General features: G+C 40.9%; 18 protein-coding genes and 1 pseudogene. 6 read left to right on the top strand and 13 right to left on the bottom strand.

The features are described 5' to 3' along the window. Positions 1–51: 51 nt before the first annotated feature. The gene (locus A6755_RS19850; RefSeq protein WP_063591726.1) at positions 52–957 is read right to left on the bottom strand and encodes a chemotaxis protein; all 906 of its coding nucleotides are present in this window, start codon (positions 955–957) and stop codon (positions 52–54) included. Positions 958–1509: 552 nt separating this feature from the next. Beyond that, the gene (corA, locus tag A6755_RS19855; protein ID WP_174878746.1) at positions 1510–2493 is read right to left on the bottom strand and encodes a magnesium/cobalt transporter CorA; all 984 of its coding nucleotides are present in this window, start codon (positions 2491–2493) and stop codon (positions 1510–1512) included. A 148-nt stretch (positions 2494–2641) separates the two neighbouring features. On the opposite strand from corA, the gene A6755_RS19860 reads away from it, so the two are divergent. Further along, positions 2642–3790, top strand: a complete 1149-nt coding sequence (locus A6755_RS19860) for an aminotransferase A (RefSeq protein ID WP_063591727.1) — start codon at positions 2642–2644, stop codon at positions 3788–3790. 100 nt (positions 3791–3890) lie between these two features. Here the strand turns inward: A6755_RS19860 and A6755_RS19865 are convergent, their stop codons facing one another. The 7 genes and pseudogenes from A6755_RS19865 to A6755_RS19895 all read right to left on the bottom strand — a co-directional run bounded on the left by A6755_RS19865 (position 3891) and on the right by A6755_RS19895 (position 9926). Continuing rightward, the gene (locus tag A6755_RS19865; RefSeq protein WP_034314117.1) at positions 3891–4256 is read right to left on the bottom strand and encodes a hypothetical protein; all 366 of its coding nucleotides are present in this window, start codon (positions 4254–4256) and stop codon (positions 3891–3893) included. Positions 4257–4321: 65 nt separating this feature from the next. Then, positions 4322–5209: pseudogene (locus A6755_RS19870) on the bottom strand (NAD(P)-dependent oxidoreductase); the annotation flags it as partial. A 22-nt stretch (positions 5210–5231) separates the two neighbouring features. Further along, the gene (locus A6755_RS19875) at positions 5232–6017 is read right to left on the bottom strand and encodes an SDR family oxidoreductase (protein WP_063591728.1); all 786 of its coding nucleotides are present in this window, start codon (positions 6015–6017) and stop codon (positions 5232–5234) included. Positions 6018–6324: 307 nt separating this feature from the next. Continuing rightward, complete coding sequence (ptsP, locus tag A6755_RS19880; RefSeq protein ID WP_048678209.1) at positions 6325–8043, bottom strand: phosphoenolpyruvate--protein phosphotransferase; 1719 nt, start codon at positions 8041–8043, stop codon at positions 6325–6327. Then, positions 8043–8309 (bottom strand): phosphocarrier protein HPr, encoded by a 267-nt coding sequence (locus A6755_RS19885; RefSeq protein WP_034314127.1) that lies wholly within the window; start codon positions 8307–8309, stop codon positions 8043–8045. The genes ptsP and A6755_RS19885 overlap by 1 nt, the downstream gene beginning before the upstream one ends. 202 nt (positions 8310–8511) lie before the next feature. Continuing rightward, a complete protein-coding gene (locus tag A6755_RS19890) occupies positions 8512–9297 on the bottom strand; it encodes an ABC transporter permease (protein WP_063591729.1) in 786 nt (261 codons plus the stop codon). Continuing rightward, positions 9297–9926 (bottom strand): ATP-binding cassette domain-containing protein, encoded by a 630-nt coding sequence (locus tag A6755_RS19895; protein WP_063592621.1) that lies wholly within the window; start codon positions 9924–9926, stop codon positions 9297–9299. Before A6755_RS19895 ends, A6755_RS19890 begins: the two co-directional genes overlap by 1 nt. Positions 9927–10105: 179 nt before the next feature. Here A6755_RS19895 and A6755_RS19900 point away from each other — a divergent pair, with 179 nt between their 5' ends. Both A6755_RS19900 and A6755_RS19910 read left to right on the top strand, forming a co-directional pair. After that, positions 10106–10924: a thermonuclease family protein gene (locus tag A6755_RS19900; protein WP_063591730.1), complete on the top strand. Its 819-nt coding sequence runs from the start codon at positions 10106–10108 to the stop codon at positions 10922–10924. A 1186-nt stretch (positions 10925–12110) separates the two neighbouring features. Then, positions 12111–12605: a sigma-70 family RNA polymerase sigma factor gene (locus A6755_RS19910; protein WP_034314136.1), complete on the top strand. Its 495-nt coding sequence runs from the start codon at positions 12111–12113 to the stop codon at positions 12603–12605. Positions 12606–12652: 47 nt separating this feature from the next. Here the strand turns inward: A6755_RS19910 and A6755_RS19915 are convergent, their stop codons facing one another. After that, the gene (locus A6755_RS19915) at positions 12653–12847 is read right to left on the bottom strand and encodes a hypothetical protein (protein ID WP_034314139.1); all 195 of its coding nucleotides are present in this window, start codon (positions 12845–12847) and stop codon (positions 12653–12655) included. A 452-nt stretch (positions 12848–13299) separates the two neighbouring features. On the opposite strand from A6755_RS19915, the gene A6755_RS25730 reads away from it, so the two are divergent. After that, a complete protein-coding gene (locus A6755_RS25730; RefSeq protein ID WP_064505160.1) occupies positions 13300–13476 on the top strand; it encodes a YkvS family protein in 177 nt (58 codons plus the stop codon). 192 nt (positions 13477–13668) lie between these two features. Then, a complete protein-coding gene (locus A6755_RS19920; RefSeq protein WP_063591732.1) occupies positions 13669–14280 on the top strand; it encodes a hypothetical protein in 612 nt (203 codons plus the stop codon). A gap of 52 nt (positions 14281–14332) precedes the next feature. On the opposite strand, the gene A6755_RS19925 is transcribed toward A6755_RS19920, so the two are convergent. From A6755_RS19925 to A6755_RS19935, 3 genes are all read right to left on the bottom strand, one after another. Next, positions 14333–15373, bottom strand: a complete 1041-nt coding sequence (locus A6755_RS19925) for a YkvI family membrane protein (RefSeq protein WP_063591733.1) — start codon at positions 15371–15373, stop codon at positions 14333–14335. A gap of 408 nt (positions 15374–15781) precedes the next feature. Beyond that, positions 15782–17476 (bottom strand): M3 family oligoendopeptidase, encoded by a 1695-nt coding sequence (locus A6755_RS19930; RefSeq protein WP_063591734.1) that lies wholly within the window; start codon positions 17474–17476, stop codon positions 15782–15784. Positions 17477–17699: 223 nt separating this feature from the next. Then, a complete protein-coding gene (locus A6755_RS19935) occupies positions 17700–18137 on the bottom strand; it encodes a MarR family winged helix-turn-helix transcriptional regulator (protein ID WP_034314147.1) in 438 nt (145 codons plus the stop codon). A gap of 156 nt (positions 18138–18293) precedes the next feature. Here A6755_RS19935 and A6755_RS19940 point away from each other — a divergent pair, with 156 nt between their 5' ends. Further along, entirely contained in the window at positions 18294–19796 is a 1503-nt protein-coding gene (locus A6755_RS19940) for a PAS domain-containing sensor histidine kinase (RefSeq protein ID WP_063591735.1), read from the top strand. Positions 19797–19860 lie beyond the last annotated feature (64 nt).

Below are 19860 nucleotides of genomic sequence, written 5' to 3' on the forward strand. Positions count from 1 at the left end.
TGATAAATCAAAAGGGCCGTGAGGTAATGCCTCATCGGCCCTTTTTCACATTCATAATACCAATCTGTCTATCAACTTTATAAGCTCTGCAATTTCAGGCTTGCTGATTTGCGCGTCAGCCCCTACGACTTGACCTTTATGACGCAGGCTGTCAGTAATCAAAGAAGAGAAAATAATCACCGGCAGCCCAGCGAGTTCCCCGTTTTCCTTTATTCTTCTAGTCAAATGATGCCCATCCATCTGAGGCATCTCAATATCGGTGATCACCAGTTGCACTTCATCTTCAACCAATTTGCCTGATCCAATCAAATTCTCAAGATAATTAATTGCATCAAGTCCATTCTCATAAAACTCCAAGTACTTGAATCCTGCTTCTGACAATGTATCGAACAGCAGCTTTCTCAGTAATGGTGAATCTTCAGCAATCAGGATTCTCTTGTCAGAATTTTGCCGGATACCAAGCTTTTTTACCTGCTGGATGTTTATTCCTGATTCTGGATTGATTTCGACCACTATTTTTTCAAAATCGAGTAACAGTAACATTTCACTATTTAATTTTATTACTCCGATAATCTGACTTTCAAGGCCCTGATACATATCCGAAGGCTTTTCAATTTGGGACCAGGAAATACGGTGGATCTGTGTTACGGTATGGACATGGAAAACCACTTTTTGCTGATTGAATTCAGCCACTATGAATTTATCCTGCTCAGGAGATTCAGATGGCGGAAACCCTAAAGCATCCGCGACATTCACAACTGGCAGTACTTCTCTGCGAAGCTCTATGATCCCCTCCACATTTGGATGGGAATGAGGGACAAGCGTGATGGGGACAGGATTGATGATTTCCTTAACCTTAATTACGTTAATGCCGAATTTATTCTTTCCGAGACCGAATTCCACTATCTCAAGCTCATTCGTTCCACTTTCCAGTAATATTCCTTTATTTGCTTCCACGGTTTCATCCCGCCCTTCTGCTTTTTCATTTCAAAATTCCATAAATCATTAAACCGCTAGGAAAAATATCATGGTTTCATCAATGGACTCATACCTAATAATTCGGTTAAATATTTCTTTTGTTTAGTACATGGATAAAAAAAATCCAGAAGTGATCATTTATTAAGGCTGTTTTCACAGACTTTGTTGCTATTTACCAGGTAGTGAGTTGTGGTTGATTTCCCCTCCAGATGCTCGCTTTCCGCGGGGCGGGCGGTGAGCCTCCTTGACGTAAACGCCTGTGGGATCTCACCTGTCCCGCTGCTCCCGCAGGAGTCTCGCACTTCCGCTCCAATCAACCTTAAATAGTTTCGTTTTAAAAACATCAATCTTTACGAAAAGAGCCTTTATTAAAGCACAAACAAAAAAGGGACCCATCTGAGTCCCCCTTATTCCAAGCTCATTTTCACCACTTTCATTCCGCCACCATATCGTTCGTAAGCCTATCACTTCGATATAAACCTGCGCCGCGCAAACAAAATAATGCATACTCACCAATTTCTCAACTGATTCTTATCTATTTCGCGACCTTTTCTTTGGATTGAGCCAACCTTTTTTTACAAAGAATAAAAACATCATCAAGGCAATACCGCCCATCGTTCCAAGAATGAGGAAATAGCCATAATGCCAATTTAATTCCGGCATATATTCAAAATTCATCCCATATACGCCCACTATGAAGGTCAGCGGCATGAAAATGGTAGTGATGACAGTCAATGTCATCATCGTTGAATTCATATTATTAGAGTTCACAGACAAATAGCTATCACGGATATCGGACGAAAAATCTCGATACGATTCAAGCATTTCAGTCAATTTAAGAAGATGATCGTACACATCATTAAAATATAGATGCTGATCTTTCAAGTAATTCAGACGCTCCGATGAAATCATTCTGTACAATAAATCACGCATCGGCAATATGGTCCGCCGGAGCCTGGACATATCTGTACGTAAATCGAAAAGCTGATCCATCAATTCGTTAATCGTGTCATTTTCAGTATTTTCCTCAATGCTAGCCAATTCGCTTTCAATTTTATAAACAGGCGGGAAGAATTCATCGACGATCCTGTCAATTATCCTATGCATCAAGAAAAAGGGACTTTGCTTCAACATTTTATTACCGGCAATTTCTTCCCATACCTTTTCTAGTTCAAGCATATCTTCCTTATGAAAACTGACTATCCATTTTTCACCGACAAACATATCCAATTCAACTGCTTTAAATACCTTCTCCCTTAAAGCATGAATCACAAGAAATTGGTAGCCTTCATAAAAATCCATTTTGGGACGTTGATTAAAATCATCCAGGCAATCTTCAATTGCCAGCGGATGAAAGTGAAAATGGTTGGTTAAAAGTTCGATTTCCTTGTTTGTGGGATTGGAAAAATCCACCCAGTACCACTCGATATCCGGATTATTCATTTCCGTTAGCGGTAAATCAAAACTGATTTCTTGATTAGAAGTAATTGCGCAAGTCCTTATCAAATGTATCAACCCTCAAAATTTTCTTATCATACATTATACCTTTATTTCATTAATCTCAAAAAGTTTTCTCCCCCTCCAAACTAAATGATAAAATAGGATGAATGAGTCAAACATAGTACATAAATTCATGTAGGTAGATAAGGGAGGATATTCATAGATGGAACATTTAATAAACCCTCTAGTAAAAGACGTACAAATATCAGGAATCCGCAAATTCTACAATATGGTCGCTGATATCGAAGGCACCATTTCCTTAACGATAGGACAGCCTGATTTTCCAACTCCAACGCATATTAAAGAAGCGGCAAAACAAGCCATCGATAATGACTATACCGTTTATACTCACAATGCCGGCTATCTGGAATTAAGGGAAGCCGCTTCAAATTATGTAAAAGACAAATACAAGCTTAACTATGATCCCGCGAATGAAGTGATCGTGACCTCTGGTGCCAGCGAAGGCATAGACATTGCCTTTCGGACGATCCTCATCCCAGGGAACGAAGTAATATTACCGGGTCCGGTATATCCGGGATACGAACCCATCATTAAGATGTGCGGCGCAACACCTGTTTATGCCGATACAACAAAAAATGGATTTCGTTTGACGGCAGATATACTTGAAAAGTACATAACTGAAAACACTCGGTGCATCGTTCTGCCCTATCCATCGAATCCGACCGGGGTTACATTAACTGCCGAAGAATTATTGGACATTGCCGAACTTGTTAGGGGCAAGGACATCTTCATATTGGCTGATGAGATATACAGTGAGCTGGTATTCGATCAGGAGCATGTTTCGATTGCCACTTTCTTAAAAGAACAAACCATCGTCTTGAACGGATTGTCCAAGTCCCATTCCATGACCGGGTGGAGGATTGGCCTTCTGTTTGCGCCTGCAGCCATCTCTCAGCATCTCCTGAAGGTTCACCAATACAATGTGACATGTGCCACATCCATATCGCAGAGAGCTGCCTTGGAAGCATTGACGGCAGGCAGAAATGATGCAATACCCATGAAGACCGAGTATGCACGAAGACGGGAATACGTGTACAGTCGCTTACAAGCGATGAAACTGGAAATAGTCAAACCAAATGGTGCCTTTTACTTCTTTATAAAGCTGCCTGAAGGCTATGCCTCTTCCCTTGACTTTTGCCTTAAGCTTGTTCAACAGGAAAAAGTGGCAGTGGTCCCTGGAGATGCCTTCTCTCCTCTTGGCGAAGGGTACTTCAGGATATCTTATGCCTATTCCATGGAGACCCTGGAAAAGGCCTTGGACCGTATTGAAGCTTTTTTAGCTAAAAAGTAATCGCAAAAAAATAGTGGCCTTCAATTGAATGGACAATTGAAGGCCACTTTCCAATTTTCAAGGATGTCAGGCTACCTAAGGTTTTTCACCTTGCCGCCAACTAATACAATCTTCGTAAAAAACGAATTTCCCGATATCCTTCTTCCTTATTTGTCGTGGTAAGGCTCACTTCAACGATGGAACCAAGTAAATCAGCCATCACTTCTTCAAATTCCTTTGCGGAGCGCGGCTTTGAAAAGCCTAAGCTCTTCAATTCGCGCATCAATATCTGAAAACCGGCATTCGTTTCGATATGACTGAATTTCACCGGCAAGATTAGCGGACTTTCATTCATTAATTTCAGATCCCAACGAATGGGCTTTGTTTGATGAATGGTTTTTTCTCGTTTAAAACCTTCAATCCTTACAATATATCGACCATCTTCTAATTCTTGGAATTTCATATTGATATCATCGAATTCGCCCATAGCTTTCACTCCTTTTTGTAAAGGCTGTCGCTATCAGCTTATTCATGATAAAGAAATGCTAGCACTTAATTATAATGTTTATATAATGCCTGTGTACCGCTATTTTCTTCGCCAGCTTCTGCCAGCCCCTCATACAGGGATTTGCTCAGGCTTAACCCAGGAACGTCCATTCCCATTCTTTCCGCTTCATCAAGTGCAATCTTCATATCCTTGATAAAATGCTTAATATAAAAACCAGGTTCAAAATCCCCTTCAACCATCCGCGGTACGAGATTGGACAATGACCAGCTCCCGGCAGACCCCGATGATATGCTTCTTAATACCCGGTCCGGATCCAACCCCGCCTTTTGGGCATAGGAAATCGCTTCAGTCACTCCGATCATATTGGATGCAATGGCGATTTGATTGCACATTTTCGTATGCTGTCCCGAACCAGCAGGGCCTTGATGGACAACATTGCTGCCAAGGATATCAAAAATGGGCCGGACCGCTTCAAATGCCTCACTAGACCCGCCGACCATGATCGTAAGCTTTGCATCACGAGCACCGATATCCCCTCCGGAAACCGGTGCATCCAAGGATTCCATGCCCTTTTTCTTCGCTTCCTCTGCTATCTTCACTGCCAAAGTTGGAGTCGAGGTCGTCATATCGATTAAATAGGTTCCTTGTTTCCCGTTCTCGATAAGCCCATTTTCCCCAAGATAGATTTCTTCCACATCACTAGGGTATCCCACCATGGAAATGATCACATTAGCTTTTTGCGCAATTTCCTTTGGAGCAGCTGCCCACTTCGCTCCCTGTGAGAGCAGTTCACTTGACTTATCTTTCGTCCTTGTATAAACAAATACCTCAAACCCCGCCTTAAGTAGATGTGCGGCCATGCTTTTTCCCATAACTCCTAATCCAATGAAGCCGATCACTTTGTTCGATTGCATCAATGCAGATTCCTCCCAATCATTTTGTTTAAAAAAGAACTTAAATGGACTTTATCATTCCTCCGTCAACTAAATAGGACTGCCCCGTTATATATGTATTAGCACCTGAAACAAGGAAAGTAACGAACTTTGCAAATTCCTCGGGTTCCCCATAACGCCCAAGAGGGATTTTGTTAATGGATTGTTCAGTCATCTCCTCAGGAGTGACGCCTTGTTTCTCTGCATTCATCTTATCAAGGTGCTGAACACGATCCGTTGCGATTCTTCCTGGACCGACTGTATTGATCAAAATCCTGTCTGGTGCTAATTCTGAAGCTAACGTCTTCGACAAACCAACGATTGCCGTCCGGAATGTATTCGATAATATCAGTCCTGGAATCGGTTCCTTAATGGATGAAGAAGCAATATTAACGATTTTTCCGCCTTGTTTTTTTAAATGTGGCAAGCTTTCACGGATCGTCCTTATGAAGCTTAGTAAATTAAGTTCAAAAGATTGTTGCCATTCTACATCATTGAAATCTGAAAAAGAACCTCCTGGAGGACCTCCTGCATTATTAATAAGAATATCGATACCGCCGAATTCTTCAGCGGTTTGCGCCACCAGGCTTTTAATATCTTCAGCTTTTGTTATATCCGTTACCTTATAAGAAACTTTACCCGTCCCAAGCTGTGATAATTCCCTTTGTACGGCGGCTAGCTTTTCTCCATCACGGCTGGCTAGCATGACATTTGCTCCTTCTTTAACCAATTCGGCTGCCATAGCCATCCCCAAACCTTGACTTGAAGCTAAAATCAAGGCATTTTTCTTTTCCAAATGAAATTCCATATTATATCTAACCTCCATCTTCTTAAAAATATAATTCCATTATATCGTTATAACCGTAAAGTGAAAAATCTGAATAATCATTCTTATGATTTTTTATTTGCAAAAAAATAGCCGGCTGGATAACCAACCGGCTTCAAAGGGGGAATGAGAATGTCAGCTGCCCTAAAAGAGCTAAACAACTGTGCTTGCTTTTTATTTACCCCCATTTTGGTGCAATAAACCATTTTTTCTTTAAATTAAACAAGAATTACAGGACAGCACCCCATCCGAAGGTTCTAATGGATGGGGTGCTGTTTTCCTGATTTAATTATTTCTTCAAAGCGTTAACAACCGCTTCTTTCACATTATCATTCGTGTCCAGCCCTAGAACTTCCTGAGATAGTTTTTTCATCTCTTCAAGCGAAAGTTGGCTAATTAAAGAACGTGCTTTTAAAATCGAAGTGGCACTCATTGAGAATTCATCAAGGCCCAATCCGATTAAAATCGGGATGGCCACTTCATCTCCAGCCATTTCCCCGCACATTCCGGCCCATTTCCCTTCTTTATGAGCTGCATCTATGACCATTTTAACCAAGCGTAAAATCGCTGGATTGTATGGTTGATATAAATAAGATACTCTCTCATTCATTCGGTCAGCGGCCATCGTATACTGAATCAAGTCATTAGTGCCTATGCTGAAGAAATCGACTTCCTTAGCGAATATATCCGCCATCACTGCAGTTGAAGGGATTTCAACCATGATTCCGACTTCAATCTTTTCGGCAACTTGAATACCATTATCAAGCAATTCCTGCCTGACTTCAGCCAAGACGGCTTTAGCTTCGCGGAATTCAGCCAGTGTTGCAATCATCGGGAACATGATCTTCAAATCCCCGTAAATGCTTGCACGAAGCAGGGCACGGAGCTGGGTCCTGAAAATCTCCTGCTCATTTAAGCAAAGGCGAATCGCACGGTAGCCAAGGAAAGGGTTCATTTCCTTAGGAAGCTCTAAATAAGGCAACTCCTTGTCTCCGCCTATATCAAGCGTTCTGACGACTACAGGCTTCCCTGACATTCCTTCCAGCACAGCTTTATATGCCTCGAACTGTTCTTCTTCACTTGGAAAGTCATTTCTGCCCATATAAAGAAATTCCGTACGATATAACCCGATGCCTTCACCGCCATTTTGATGTACGCCCTCCAGATCTTTCGGCGTGCCAATATTGGCTGCCAATTCCACATGGTGGCCATCATTCGTAACGGTTTTTTCATGAACAAGTTTCGCCCACTCAGCTTTTTGCCTGGCATAGGCTTCCTGCTCCTCTTCGTAGCGTTTCACGAGTTCAGGAGTGGGATTGATGTGGACTTCACCCTTTAACCCGTCAATTATGACCAAGTCACCATTTTCAATGGAAGAGGTCACTGACTTCGCTCCAACGACTGCTGGAATTTCCAATGAACGGGCCATTATGGCTGAATGGGATGTACGTCCACCGATATCGGTCGTAAATCCTTTAACATATGCCGGATTCAACTGTGCTGTATCGGATGGAGTCAAATCCTCCGCAATGATGATCACTTCTTCAGCAATCATGCTCGGATTAGGAATATGAACACCTAAAAGATGTGACAGCACCCGTTTAGTGACGTCACGGATATCCGCTGCTCGTTCCTTCATGTATTCATTATCCATTTGTTCAAACATCGTAATGAACATGCTTGCGGTTTCATTTAAAGAAAACTCTGCGTTGACGTTTTCTGATTGTATTTTATCCTGAATTGGAGTGATAAGTTCCGGATCAGCCAAAACAAGCAGGTGCGCGTCAAAGATTGCGGCTTTATCGGCCCCTAGATCCTTTTCGGCTTTATCCCTGATTATTTCCAATTCATTTGTTGACTTTTGAATAGCTTCCTTAAAACGGGATATTTCAGCCCCGACATCTTCTATGCTTCTTTTTACAATCGATAAATCTGGCTCAGTCAGTCGATAGGCTTTAGCGATGGCTATTCCGTTTGAAGCTGCTATTCCACTAATCAAAGTGGACATTATTCTGCTAATCCTTCTCTGTTCAACGTTTCAGCAAGTGTGTTCAGTGCATCGTTTTCATCGCTTCCTTCAGCAGAAATCGTAATTTCCGCCCCTTTGCCGATACCTAGGGACATTACACCCATAATGGACTTAAGGTTCACTTTTTTCTCTTTATATGCAAGGTTTATTTCTGAATCAAATTTTCCTGCAGCTTGTACAAGCAATGTTGCCGGACGAGCGTGAATTCCTGTTTCTGCAGTTACTGTAAATGTTTTTTCTACCATATAGATCAATCTCCTTTAAGATAAATTAACAAAAATAGGTTATGTAAGGGGTTTTCTCTATCCAAATGAAAAAAGAAATGCCCTTTTCCTTATCAGGATAGCATTATCATTCCCAACAAACAAACCAAAACTATTGGTACCTACAAAATAGTACAAAAATATAGATGGAACTGCAACTATTACTTTTCAGATTCTTCAATGATTAAATGGACAGCTGCGCATTTTTGGTGAAAAAAGCCCTGAAACTCAGCATAATGAAGAGGACCACCGTTATTGAAACACTTCCGAGAATTCCAATCAGAATCGCAATCTGGTACTCAATAGCAATTAGCGGGCTTATCCCCGACATGATTTGCCCTGTCATCATTCCTGGAAGGAAGATAATCCCCATCCCGAGCATATTGTTCAAAGTCGGGAGCACAGCCGAGTCGAATGCAGCATCCACATATTTCTTCACAGCCTTCGCTGGAGTCGCTCCAAGCATCAACATCGCTTCTACCTTTTCACGATTACCACTAATCCCATCATGGAGGTTTTTAAGCGCCAATGTCACTCCGGTCATGGCATTCCCCACAATCATCCCTGCAATTGGAATGAAGTACCTCGGCTCATACCATGGCGTGAAATGGATCACGACCACATTAAAATAAAACAAGGCAGCCATGGGACCTGACAACATACTTAAGATAACCATCCTCTTGATTTTCTTATTAAGAGTATGGGACACTTGCTTAAAAATATTATGGATGGAAAACAGGGCCATCGCACATAAAAATCCTAAAGAAAGTAACGGGTGGGGATTTTCAAAGATATATGTCAAAACATATCCTGCGAGAATGAGTTGGACAGTCATCCGCACCGTAGCGAGCATGATTTGCTTTTCCCGTGTAATCCCTCGCCATTTCACGATTATGAGCAGAATCACTACAAACAGGTAGGCCGCACAAAGACGCCAGAACTCAATATCTATTATCCCATTCGACTCCATTAATAGTCACTCTCCTTCGCCTTTTTCAGAACGATCCTCTCTTCAGCACACATGTCCGCCAGCTGTTTTGAATGGGTTATCATGATGACCGTTCCTTTTTCCCGCTTCACTTTTTCTAAAAAACGGCCCATGACCTTCAGCTCGGCTTCCTCATCAAGAGCTGAAGTCGGCTCATCCAGTAAATACACCTCGGAGTTCAATAAAAGTAACCTCGCCAGTGCCAGTCGCTGTTTCTCCCCGCCAGAAAGATTTTCCGCACTCTCGTCTAAGGACTTCTGCAACTGGACGGTTTCAAGTGCTTTAACCAATTCTTCTTTATCCTTTTTTTCCCGTTCTGTCAGTTCCAGGCCAATCTGAAGATTTTCTTCAATCGTACCCGGTAAAGTGAATGGTGCCTGAGAAAGCATTGTGACTTTACGCCGGAGCTCTATCGGGTTGAATTCATCCAGCAACTGATCCTGATAATAAATTAAACCGCTATCCGGGTCATCCATCCTGTTCAATAATCGTAGCAGCGAGGTTTTTCCTGCACCGCTCTCCCCAGTCAAACAAGTTACCATATACGCCGGTATTTGCAAATCATCAATATTCAAAATCCCTTTATATTTAATATTTTCTAGCCTGAATATCATTTTACCCGCCTGCCTCCCTTACTCCACCATATCATTATAAGAAACTATCCTGATCTGGGGTAGCGATGCATGTAAAGATTTTCATTTTCTTTCGCATTTTTATAGGTTAGTATTATTCCTGCCGAATATATCCATGACTGATGTGGAAAACACCTTAATAAATGGAGGGACTTATCATGAACGGAAATTCCTTTTTACATTCTTACCTGAATGTTTTTCTCCTTACTGCGCTTTGCCTGATCACGTTGTCTGGTTGCCAGGCGGCTTCAGATAACGTGATCAATCAATCCAAACAGGAAGATTCACTCTCCAACGAAGACACCCAATCCAGTGCGGACTCTTCAAATGAAGAAAAAGGCAAGACATTCACAGCCGAGATCATCAAAGTTATTGACGGAGATACAGTCAAAATCAAAATGACTAATGGAAATCAAGAAACGGTCAGGCTACTATTGATAGATACTCCAGAAACCGTGCACCCATCCAAGCCCGTTCAGCCTTTTGGACCTGAAGCAAGCAAGTTCGCCAAGGAACTCATGCCTTCTGGCTCTATAGTGGAAGTAGAAACCGGCATAGGTGAAAGAGATAAATACGGCCGGCTGCTGGCCTATTTTTATGTTGATGGTAAAATGGTGAATAAACTCCTGCTGGAAAAAGGACTGGCAAGGGTAGCCTATGTTTATGCACCGAACACGAAATACCTTGATGAATTGGAAAATATTCAAAAACAAGCCCAACAAAACGAAATCGGTATTTGGTCAATCGAAAACTATGCAACTTCAAAAGGATTTGATGATTCGAAGTCAAAAGAAGCATCCGTGGAAAAGCCTATTGGGTCTTGCAATAACCCGCAAATTAAAGGGAATATAAATTCCAAAGGCAATAAAATTTATCACATTCCTTCGGGCCAATATTACGAAATAACTAAACCAGAAGAAATGTTTTGTACTGAAAAAGACGCACAGGATGCTGGATTCAGAAAATCGCAAAGTTAACAAATACATTGGTTTTATTAAAAAAAGATCGAGTTGATTTCAAAAATCCGCTCCCTTTCCGCCGACTGTCTGCCAAGCCTCCTCGGCATAAGCGCCTGCGGGGTCTCGGCCAGCCAGTTATTTGGCTGGAGTGTAGCAAATTTCTCCATCCATTAATTAGTACAGGGAAAAAAGCATGAAGGATATACTAGTCTTATATAGGGTTCGGAATAAGACGAGCCAGCTGTTTTTTCTTTAAAACACAAAGTTGATTGGAACGGAAGGATGAGACTCCTGCGGGAAAAGCGCGTCTAAGGGAGACCCCGCAGGCACGCCGAGGAGGCTCCCAGAACGCCCGCGGAAAGCGAGTGCCTGAAGTGGAAATCTAAATTTTACACCGCCTCAAAAAAAACTGCGGACAAAAGGATTTCTATGTTTTAAAACAAAGTTGATTGGAACGGAAGGACGAGACTCCTGCGGGAAAAGCGCGTCTAAGGGAGACCCCGCAGGCGCGACGAGGAGGCTCCCTGACCGCCCGCGGAACGCGAGTGCCTGCCGTGGAAATCTAAATTTTACACCGCCTCAAAAAAACCGCGGGCAAAAGGATTTCTATGTTTTAAAACAAAGTTGATTGGAACGGAAGGACGAGACTCCTGCGGGAAAAGCGCGTCTAAGGGAGACCCCGCAGGCGCGACGAGGAGGCTCCCTGACCGCCCGCGGAAAGCGAGTGCCTGAAGTGGAAATCTAAATTTTACACCGCCTCAAAAAATCTGCGGTCAAAAGGATTTCTATGTTTTAAAACAAAGTTGATTGGAGCGGGTGTTCGAGACTCCTGCAGGAAAAGCGGTCTAAGGGGGACCCCCGCAGGCGTGCCGAGGAGGCTCACAGATGATGAAGTGGAAATCAAAGTTGAACTATAAAATATATCCTTGTTTTAAATGAGGCCATTCCAAACTACCCTTGTCGACAAACGGAACATGATATCTCGGCACACCCAATCTTAGGATGTGTTTTTTCATTTCCCACACACTCAATACCTCCTTAATTATCCTTTTCTTACCAAAAAGGTTCTCTTTAGCTCCTTTTAAACCCACTTGTTATTACCGCCATTTTTCGGTTATGCCATTTGGCTTTATCCGATCGATTTATTTATGGTATAAGCACCCGGGAATACAGGAAAGTGCACTTTCTAAAGGTGACTTGCTTAATGAAAGATTTCTCAGCGCTAACGGAAGAATTCACCCCGATGATCCATCATATTATCCGCTCACTTTCCATCTATAAAAATAAGGAAGAATATTTTCAAGTAGGCTTGATCGCTTTATGGGAGTCATTAGGGAATTTCAATGAGGAATACGGACAATTCTCCAACTATGCCTATACGGTAATCAAAGGCAAAATTCTGAACGAATTAAAGCATCATCATAAATATGAAATCCGTACCGAACCCTTTGATTCCTTCCTATTAGAGATGATTAAAGATCCTTTTTCAATGCATGAAGAGGCCTTTGCCATCGATAATATATTAACCTATACGGAAGGATTGACACTGAATCAGCAACGCTGGCTTTTACAGACATACCTTGAAAATAAAACCGTGACTGAAATAGCTGAGATATATCAAGTTACTGCTGCAGCCGTCAAATCATGGAGAAAGTCCGCCTTAAATAAATTAAGGAAACAATTGATTTTTCCATTATAAATAATTTGGGGTGGCTCAATCATGAGCCACCCCAAATTATACATCCATCAACTTCTCGCTTCTTCTAAATACGTATAAATTATCATTCCGTTATGTTGAGCATTCCCCCGAAAATGTTTAAAGTCATCCCTTTTAACAAGAACCTCACGAAAAGCTAAAAATTCTTCTTTTGTTATCCGGAACTCTTCCATTTCCCGATTTGCCAATTTATCGAGTACTTCTTTTGCTTCCTCTGAATTCATATATTATCCTCCTTAATTATCGAATGTTCCATCATTTTCAGACAGGAGAAATTCCGATTTCATTTTAACATAAACTTGCCACTTAATATAAATCAGAATTTTTTGTTGCCCACTTACTACATTATTCTTTACGAATGCTTTAAAATAGTGCAAACTGTATATTAAAATATCATAATGTAAAATGATTGGCATTTTTTGTACATATAATTACATACTGGTACGCATAACTGCGTTTGCAAGATATACCAAATTATGCCACATCTTTACAACGCTCCATTACAAGAATCGTACCTCCTTTTAAAAGTTTAGCTTACTGTACCGACATAAGAGATAACTAATTCTCTTACTAGCACTTCCCACGTCAAAATCTAAACGGCAAGATGTTCGAATAATCCAATTACTCCATTGTTACTTTTTGATCATTGGAAACAAAATGGGAAAGGATGATTACCATGAAGAAAGCGGAAGTTGGAAATATCATTGAATTTAGAGAAGGCTTAAAAGGAATCGTCGAGAAAGTGAACGAGAACTCAGTAATCGTGGACGTCACGTATATGGAAAATTATCGTGATTTGGAGCTTGAACAAAAAACAGTCGTAAACCATAAAAATTATAAAATCATAGGATAATCAATTTATCAAACGGGATGGTTTCTAGATGACCGTTCCGTTTTTCACTTTTTAGCAATCGTCCCATTCAATTCCCCCGCTTTTTGTAACCATTTCCACTTCATGCCGTCTAATTCATTAAAGGGAAAAGCACCTGTATGTGATGCAGGAATATCCAGTTTGAAATTTCTATCAGAAAGAGGAGGGAAACACATGACTTGTTGGACACGTTATATTGGCTGTGTCACATTCGCCGCTTTTCTGCTGACTGGCTGCGGTACGGCCACAGACGAAAATGCAGATGAGCCACAGGAAGATTCAATAAAAGAGGAGAACGAAGGCAACACTTCTCAAAGAGGCAATCGTAATAAAATAAGACTGATGGAGCAAAACCTGCAGTATACAATGAACGGGGAAGCAAAAGAAAAAACAGCATTCCTAAAAAAAAGCGATAATCAACCGTTCAGCCTCTATGTTATGCAACAATTCAGGTTAAGTGCCGAAGAACCAGGAAAAGATATTGTGTTCCTGATTGAAGATGACTCCATTTATATGAGAATCGAATTGTTGAAGGCCGATGTCAGTTGGGATGAGGTGGAAGAAAATGTTCAAGACCAGCTGAAAAGCATATCAGAAACGATTAGGGATCCTTCACTCGATATCGAGAGCGGCACAGGATTTGAAGTGGAAAGTGGGGATGATGTCACCACTTCCATTTTGCTCAAGGATGAAAAAGCCCCCTTCCGCTTAACTATGTTCACGAAAAAAGATAAAGATTACCGGGATGCTTTTCTAGAGATGGCTAAGACGCTGATGAAAGGGTGACCATTGATTTCCCCATGGTCCGGAGGGCTAGGGGCAGGCCCTCCGTTCTCCATTACTCCTTGCCTGCCTTGCTCTTCCAGACCAGCACTAAAAAAAGGAGGCTTATGTATCCAAAAACCGGATAAATATATCCTAGTAACCTTCCATATCCGAATTCACTAATGATTAAAGCTATTAAAAAGATCACCGCTATGATCAGCATGCTTGGCAATTTAATATAACTGCTGATTTGCCTCTGTAAGCCATATATGTTTCCGATGACCGAAGTGAATATCTCGCCGTATATCACCAAAATGAACATCCAATACAACTGACTGGCCGCAGTTCTCATAATAACTGCTGAAGGAATTTCATAACGATTCACGTCAGGAAGTGTCATAAGTGAAAAATGCCCCGTCAATAAAATGATGGTCAGGAATATCCCTCCTAGAATTGCTCCATGCTTAATGACCTTCTCATCTCGAACTTCATACGCAACCGGAACCAGCACAGCCTGTGCCAAAGCAAGGTTAAAGGCTGTGTAGGCAAAGGGGGACAAAATCATTTTCACGGTGATCACTTCATCCGGAACTTTTGTAAAGGTCTTAAAGAAATCCCCATTACCTAAAGTCGAGAAAAAAAGAATCACGCTAAAGCAGATCATGATTGGTACAACAAACGAGTTCACAGTGAAAACACCGCGCATGCCCATCATCAGGACCAAGGATGCCAGTATGATCGTAGACCAACTTCCAATACTTTTAGGCACGCCAAGTTGTTCTTCAAAAACGGCTCCTGAACCCGAAATCATGACAGCCGTCACCCCTAACAGCATGATAAGGAAAAAGAAGTTGATGATTCCTGCTATTTTCTTGCCAAAAAGAAATTGATTGAACTCCTCATAAGAAGATGCTCTGATCCTTGCAGAAATGAGCATGATTTTCGTCCCGGTGAAAATGAAAATATAACCTGCTATTAAAATCCCGATAAAGCCATAAAAACCATAACGGGTAAAAAACTCGACAATCTCTTTTCCAGTTGCAAATCCTGCACCGACGACTGTGCCTACATAAACCGCTGCAATCTGAAAACTCCCTGACCACCTTGACAGCATACTCTCCCCTCCTCCCTACATTTATATGTAAGGAAGGGACATTTAAGACAAGCCGGGCAATATTCCTTTCGCCAGCTGTTTTTTTCCTCGGTTTCATTCTTTCTTAGTGCAGTCTGAAACCCCCTATGCATTTCACTTTGAAGCACCATTCCGAATGCATGAAGATTTAAAAAAACGCTTGGAATAATCTCCAAGCGTTCAGACTGTATACTAATTAATATACGTACCAGTTGCTTCCAGAAATTCGCTCCCTTTCCGCCGACTGTCTTTCATGCCGCATCATTGCAAGCACCTCGGCAGGAGTGTTACAAATTTCTTCAATCCAATAAGGTTTCTTTCTATATAAAAAAGGGTTCATGAAGGATAACCAAGTCTTCTTTTATAATCATGGTTCGGAGTTAGACCATTTCATAATGCCTTATCATCAACAGTGGAGAGCCATTCGTCTATCACCTTCACAACGGACTGTACAGTACCGTCAACAAACGGGGATTTCAGATTCGCAGATTCAACGAGATCAAGGAAGGACTTGCTGCCTCCAAGTTGGCACAGATTCAGATAATCCTCCCAAGCCGTTTCATCTTTTTCAGTCGACCTTTTCCAGAATTGGAAAGCACAAATCTGGGCCAATGTATAGTCGATATAATAAAAGGGTGATTGATAAATGTGGCTTTGCCGCTGCCAATACCCGCCATGCTCCAAGAATTCATTTCCTTCATAATCGCGATGCGGCAAATATTCCATCTCGATCTTACGCCAAGCCTGCTTTCTTTCAACGGGGGATGCATTAGGATTTTCATAGACAAAATGCTGAAATTCATCAACAGCTACCCCATACGGGAGGAATATGAGGGCACCGCTTAAATGGGAAAACTTATATTTTTCCGTATCTTCCTTGAAAAATAGCTCCATCCATGGCCAAGTTAAAAATTCCATACTCATCGAATGGATTTCACATGCTTCATATGTAGGCCAATAATACTCAGGAATATCTAGATCACGGCTGCGATAAACTTGGAATGCATGACCTGCCTCATGTGTCAAAACATCAATATCCCCTGAAGTACCATTGAAATTGGAAAAGATGAATGGAGCTTTATAGTCTTCTATAAAAGTACAGTAGCCACCGCTTTCTTTTCCTTTTTTCGCCACAAGGTCCATCAGGTCATTATCAATCATATAGTTGAAAAACTGATTCGTTTCAGGGGATAGTTCCTGGTACATCCTTTTCCCATTTTCGATGATCCACTCAGCATCGCCTTTTGGAATGGCATTACCGGTTCTGAAATGAAAATTCTCATCATAATAGTTCAGCTTCTCCAATCCAAGACGTTCCCGCTGCCGTTCCTTCAGCCGGGTGACAAGCGGTACCACTTCCTCTTTCACCTGCTTGCGGAATGCAGCAACCATATCAGCATCATAATCAGTCCTTGTCATCCGATAATACCCAAGTTCCACGAAATTCCCATAACCCAGCGCTGTCGAAATCCCATTCCTTACCTTGACAAGTTCATCGAATATACGATCCAATTCCTCCTGCTTTTCTTCAAAGAAACCGTAATATGCCTCACTTGCATTCTTCCTTAACTTACGGTCCGAGGATTCCATAAAAGGCTGAAGCTGCGCAAGCGTTAATTCTTTCCCATCAAAGCGAATTTTTGCAGAGGCGATTAATTGTGAATACTCACTTGATAATTTATTTTCTTTTTGCAGCTGTGGTATGATTTTGGGCGAAAAGGTTTTGAGTTGGGCCTCTGCCAGGTCAAATAGTTGAGTTCCCCATTTCTCCTCAAGTTCCTTACGGAATTTCGAGCGAACGAGTTCATTGTAAAATTTCGAGGTCAATTCTTCCATTTCAGGGGAGAAGTCATCTAAGTAATCATTCTCCGCTTTATAAAAAACATCATTGGTATCTATGGAATGCCGGATATAGACCAAATTAAACATCGTACCTACATAATTTCGAATTCCGTTTATTTCTTCCATGGCTTTTATTTGTGCATCGGCATTTGCAGCGTCCGTAAACTTTTCCAAAGCTTTCATGAACCGGGTTTTAATTTCATCCATTTCAGGACGTTTATATTGATACTCATTAAATTTCATATGTAGGCTCCTTTTCGAATATAAAACATTTTTTCTGTATAACAGAGTGACTTTATCCAATCGAATTCGTTTCCAAGAAAAATTCACCATTATCACGGTTATCGTAATGTAATTTAATTCGCCACAGCGTTATTAAAAACCTTTTTATGTCGCTAAAACAAATTCATGTTTTATCAGACACAAAAACCAGCACCTGAAGTTAAATCCGGTGCTGGTTCTTTAGCTAATTTTGAGCGGAATACCCAATCTTTTTAAGCAATTCGATCACGGTCGCCTTTTCATCTTGCGTAAGTACACTCATGATATCATCGATTCTTTTTTCATGCTCAGGAAATACTCCTTCAATAAAGGCCTTTCCTTTATCGGTTATCTTTGCAAAGGTTACACGGCGATCCTCTTTACATGCTATGCGCTGCAGATATTCCTTCTGTTCAAGTTTATCCACGACATAGGTAATGCTGCCGCTGGCTAGCAGGATCTTTCCGCCTATTTGCTGAAGAGGCTGATCCCCTTTATGATAAAGCAATTCCAATACTGCAAACTCAGTTGGATTCAATCCCTCTTCAGCTATATGTTTATTAACCACATCATTAATGGATCGATGAGCTCTAGACATCACAATGAACAGTTTCAAAGACTGTTGGATGTTATTATTCTCCATAACTTCACAACCTTAAAAATTTTTAATTAAAATATCTTGAATTAAAAGTTATTATATGACATAAAGGCTTTTTTGTCAATCTGCCCTGTTAGTATGCACTATTGTTTAATCAATCATTTTGATATACTTGAAAAAAAAGCTAAAGTAGTGACAAACATGAAAACGAGGCATAAATTCACCACATATCTACTTATTGTTATTTTACCATTAATTTTTCTCTCTATCATTTATTGGATGCATTTAGAACGTTCCCTTCTAAAAGAAAGACAGGAACAAGCTGAATGGGCGGGAACGGTTTATCAAGAATACATAGATCAAGTTATAAGGGAAACGAAGGAAAACCTTGAGCTGCTTAGCCTTAGCAGTTCCGTGCTTTATATGGATGACAAAAAAACCGAACTTCTTATGAACTGGATCAAAGATACAGATTCCAGGTATGCCGGAGTATATTGGCTAAATCGCGACGGTGTTTCCATTTCGGGTACGAGTAAGAATTTCCATCATTACCATTTAATCGAACAAAATGATATGGAACGTGCAGTAAAAACTGAAAAAGCAGTTGTTGCAGGAACAAAGGAGCTTTATAACGCTCATTTTAATTATTTTTCCATTTTTGCTCCCATACTGGATCAAGATAAAAAAGTGCAAGGGTTTTTATTGGCACATATCAGGCTGGATCATATGGAAAAAATATTAAAAATGCTCAGCCCTGGTCATTCCTTTATATTGGAAACAAAGCATAAAACCCGAATTTTAGATATAAATGCCGAGGGATTCAATGGACATTCAACATGGGTGGATGTTCCTTTGAACGAAGTCGATTGGACACTGTCCGTCAAAATGCCCGACAAGATTAACACAAATAACATGAATGTTTTTTTAATGCTTGTCTTTTTCACCTTCTTTATTACTCACATGATTTATATCATCATGGAGGAAGTGATCGTTCGCAGGCATGACAAAAACCAAAAATTACTAAACGAAAGCCAAAAAATAGATTTTGTCGGTACATTGGCTGCAAGTACTGCACATGAAATAAAAAACCCACTTACCGGCATAAAAGGGCTAGTGCAGTTACTGGTAGAAAAACACCCTGAGGAGCAAGATCAGTTCTATTACTCTGTCATCATGAAGGAAATTGAACGGATCAATAGCATCGTCAGCGAATTTTTGATTTTAGGAAAGCCAATGGTACAAACTTTATCCTTATATGATATTCGCAGTATCATTGCTGAATTGAGACCAATAATAGAATCAGAAGCACGTCACTTCAATATTGAAGTGGAATGGAATATCATAAAGGAGCCAATCTTGGTTCATTGTACAAAGGACCAATTCAAACAAGTCATTCTCAACATTGCCAAAAACGGTTTCGAGGCCATGGAAGTTGGGAAAAAGTTAAGGATTCGAATTCACCATGAAAATGATTGGGCTAAAATCATGATCACCGATAACGGGCAAGGACTGAATGAAAAAGATATAGGGAAAGTGTTCGATCCCTTCTATACATCGAAAAAAGAAGGAACGGGATTAGGGCTATTTGTGTGTAAACGAATCATTGAATCTTTTAACGGCACCATCGAGTTTTCAAGTAAACCTCTGGTCGGTACAACCGTTACAATCAGCTTGCCGCTTATAAAAGACCACTTAGTACTTTGAAGAATTTTCGATTTTTTCATGAAGACTAGTAACGATCCCGATTTATTTAAAGGTGTCATGCATA

This window comes from Peribacillus frigoritolerans, from assembly GCF_001636405.1.
In the GTDB taxonomy this organism is placed as follows: domain Bacteria; phylum Bacillota; class Bacilli; order Bacillales; family DSM-1321; genus Peribacillus; species Peribacillus frigoritolerans.

Bases quoted from the DNA above. Each gene is read 5' to 3' on its own strand.
- A6755_RS19865 (WP_034314117.1), bottom strand. From the start codon at position 4,256: ATGGGCGAATTCGATGATATCAATATGAAATTCCAAGAATTAGAAGAT.
- A6755_RS19930 (WP_063591734.1), bottom strand. From the start codon at position 17,476: ATGAAATTTAATGAGTATCAATATAAACGTCCTGAAATGGATGAAATT.
- A6755_RS19875 (WP_063591728.1), bottom strand. From the start codon at position 6,017: ATGGAATTTCATTTGGAAAAGAAAAATGCCTTGATTTTAGCTTCAAGT.
- A6755_RS19910 (WP_034314136.1), top strand. From the start codon at position 12,111: ATGAAAGATTTCTCAGCGCTAACGGAAGAATTCACCCCGATGATCCAT.
- A6755_RS19915 (WP_034314139.1), bottom strand. From the start codon at position 12,847: ATGAATTCAGAGGAAGCAAAAGAAGTACTCGATAAATTGGCAAATCGG.
- A6755_RS19935 (WP_034314147.1), bottom strand. From the start codon at position 18,137: ATGGAGAATAATAACATCCAACAGTCTTTGAAACTGTTCATTGTGATG.
- A6755_RS19925 (WP_063591733.1), bottom strand. From the start codon at position 15,373: ATGCTGTCAAGGTGGTCAGGGAGTTTTCAGATTGCAGCGGTTTATGTA.
- A6755_RS19920 (WP_063591732.1), top strand. From the start codon at position 13,669: ATGACTTGTTGGACACGTTATATTGGCTGTGTCACATTCGCCGCTTTT.
- A6755_RS19885 (WP_034314127.1), bottom strand. From the start codon at position 8,309: ATGGTAGAAAAAACATTTACAGTAACTGCAGAAACAGGAATTCACGCT.
- ptsP (WP_048678209.1), bottom strand. From the start codon at position 8,043: ATGTCCACTTTGATTAGTGGAATAGCAGCTTCAAACGGAATAGCCATC.
- A6755_RS19890 (WP_063591729.1), bottom strand. From the start codon at position 9,297: ATGGAGTCGAATGGGATAATAGATATTGAGTTCTGGCGTCTTTGTGCG.
- A6755_RS19940 (WP_063591735.1), top strand. From the start codon at position 18,294: ATGAAAACGAGGCATAAATTCACCACATATCTACTTATTGTTATTTTA.
- A6755_RS19860 (WP_063591727.1), top strand. From the start codon at position 2,642: ATGGAACATTTAATAAACCCTCTAGTAAAAGACGTACAAATATCAGGA.
- A6755_RS19900 (WP_063591730.1), top strand. From the start codon at position 10,106: ATGAACGGAAATTCCTTTTTACATTCTTACCTGAATGTTTTTCTCCTT.
- A6755_RS25730 (WP_064505160.1), top strand. From the start codon at position 13,300: ATGAAGAAAGCGGAAGTTGGAAATATCATTGAATTTAGAGAAGGCTTA.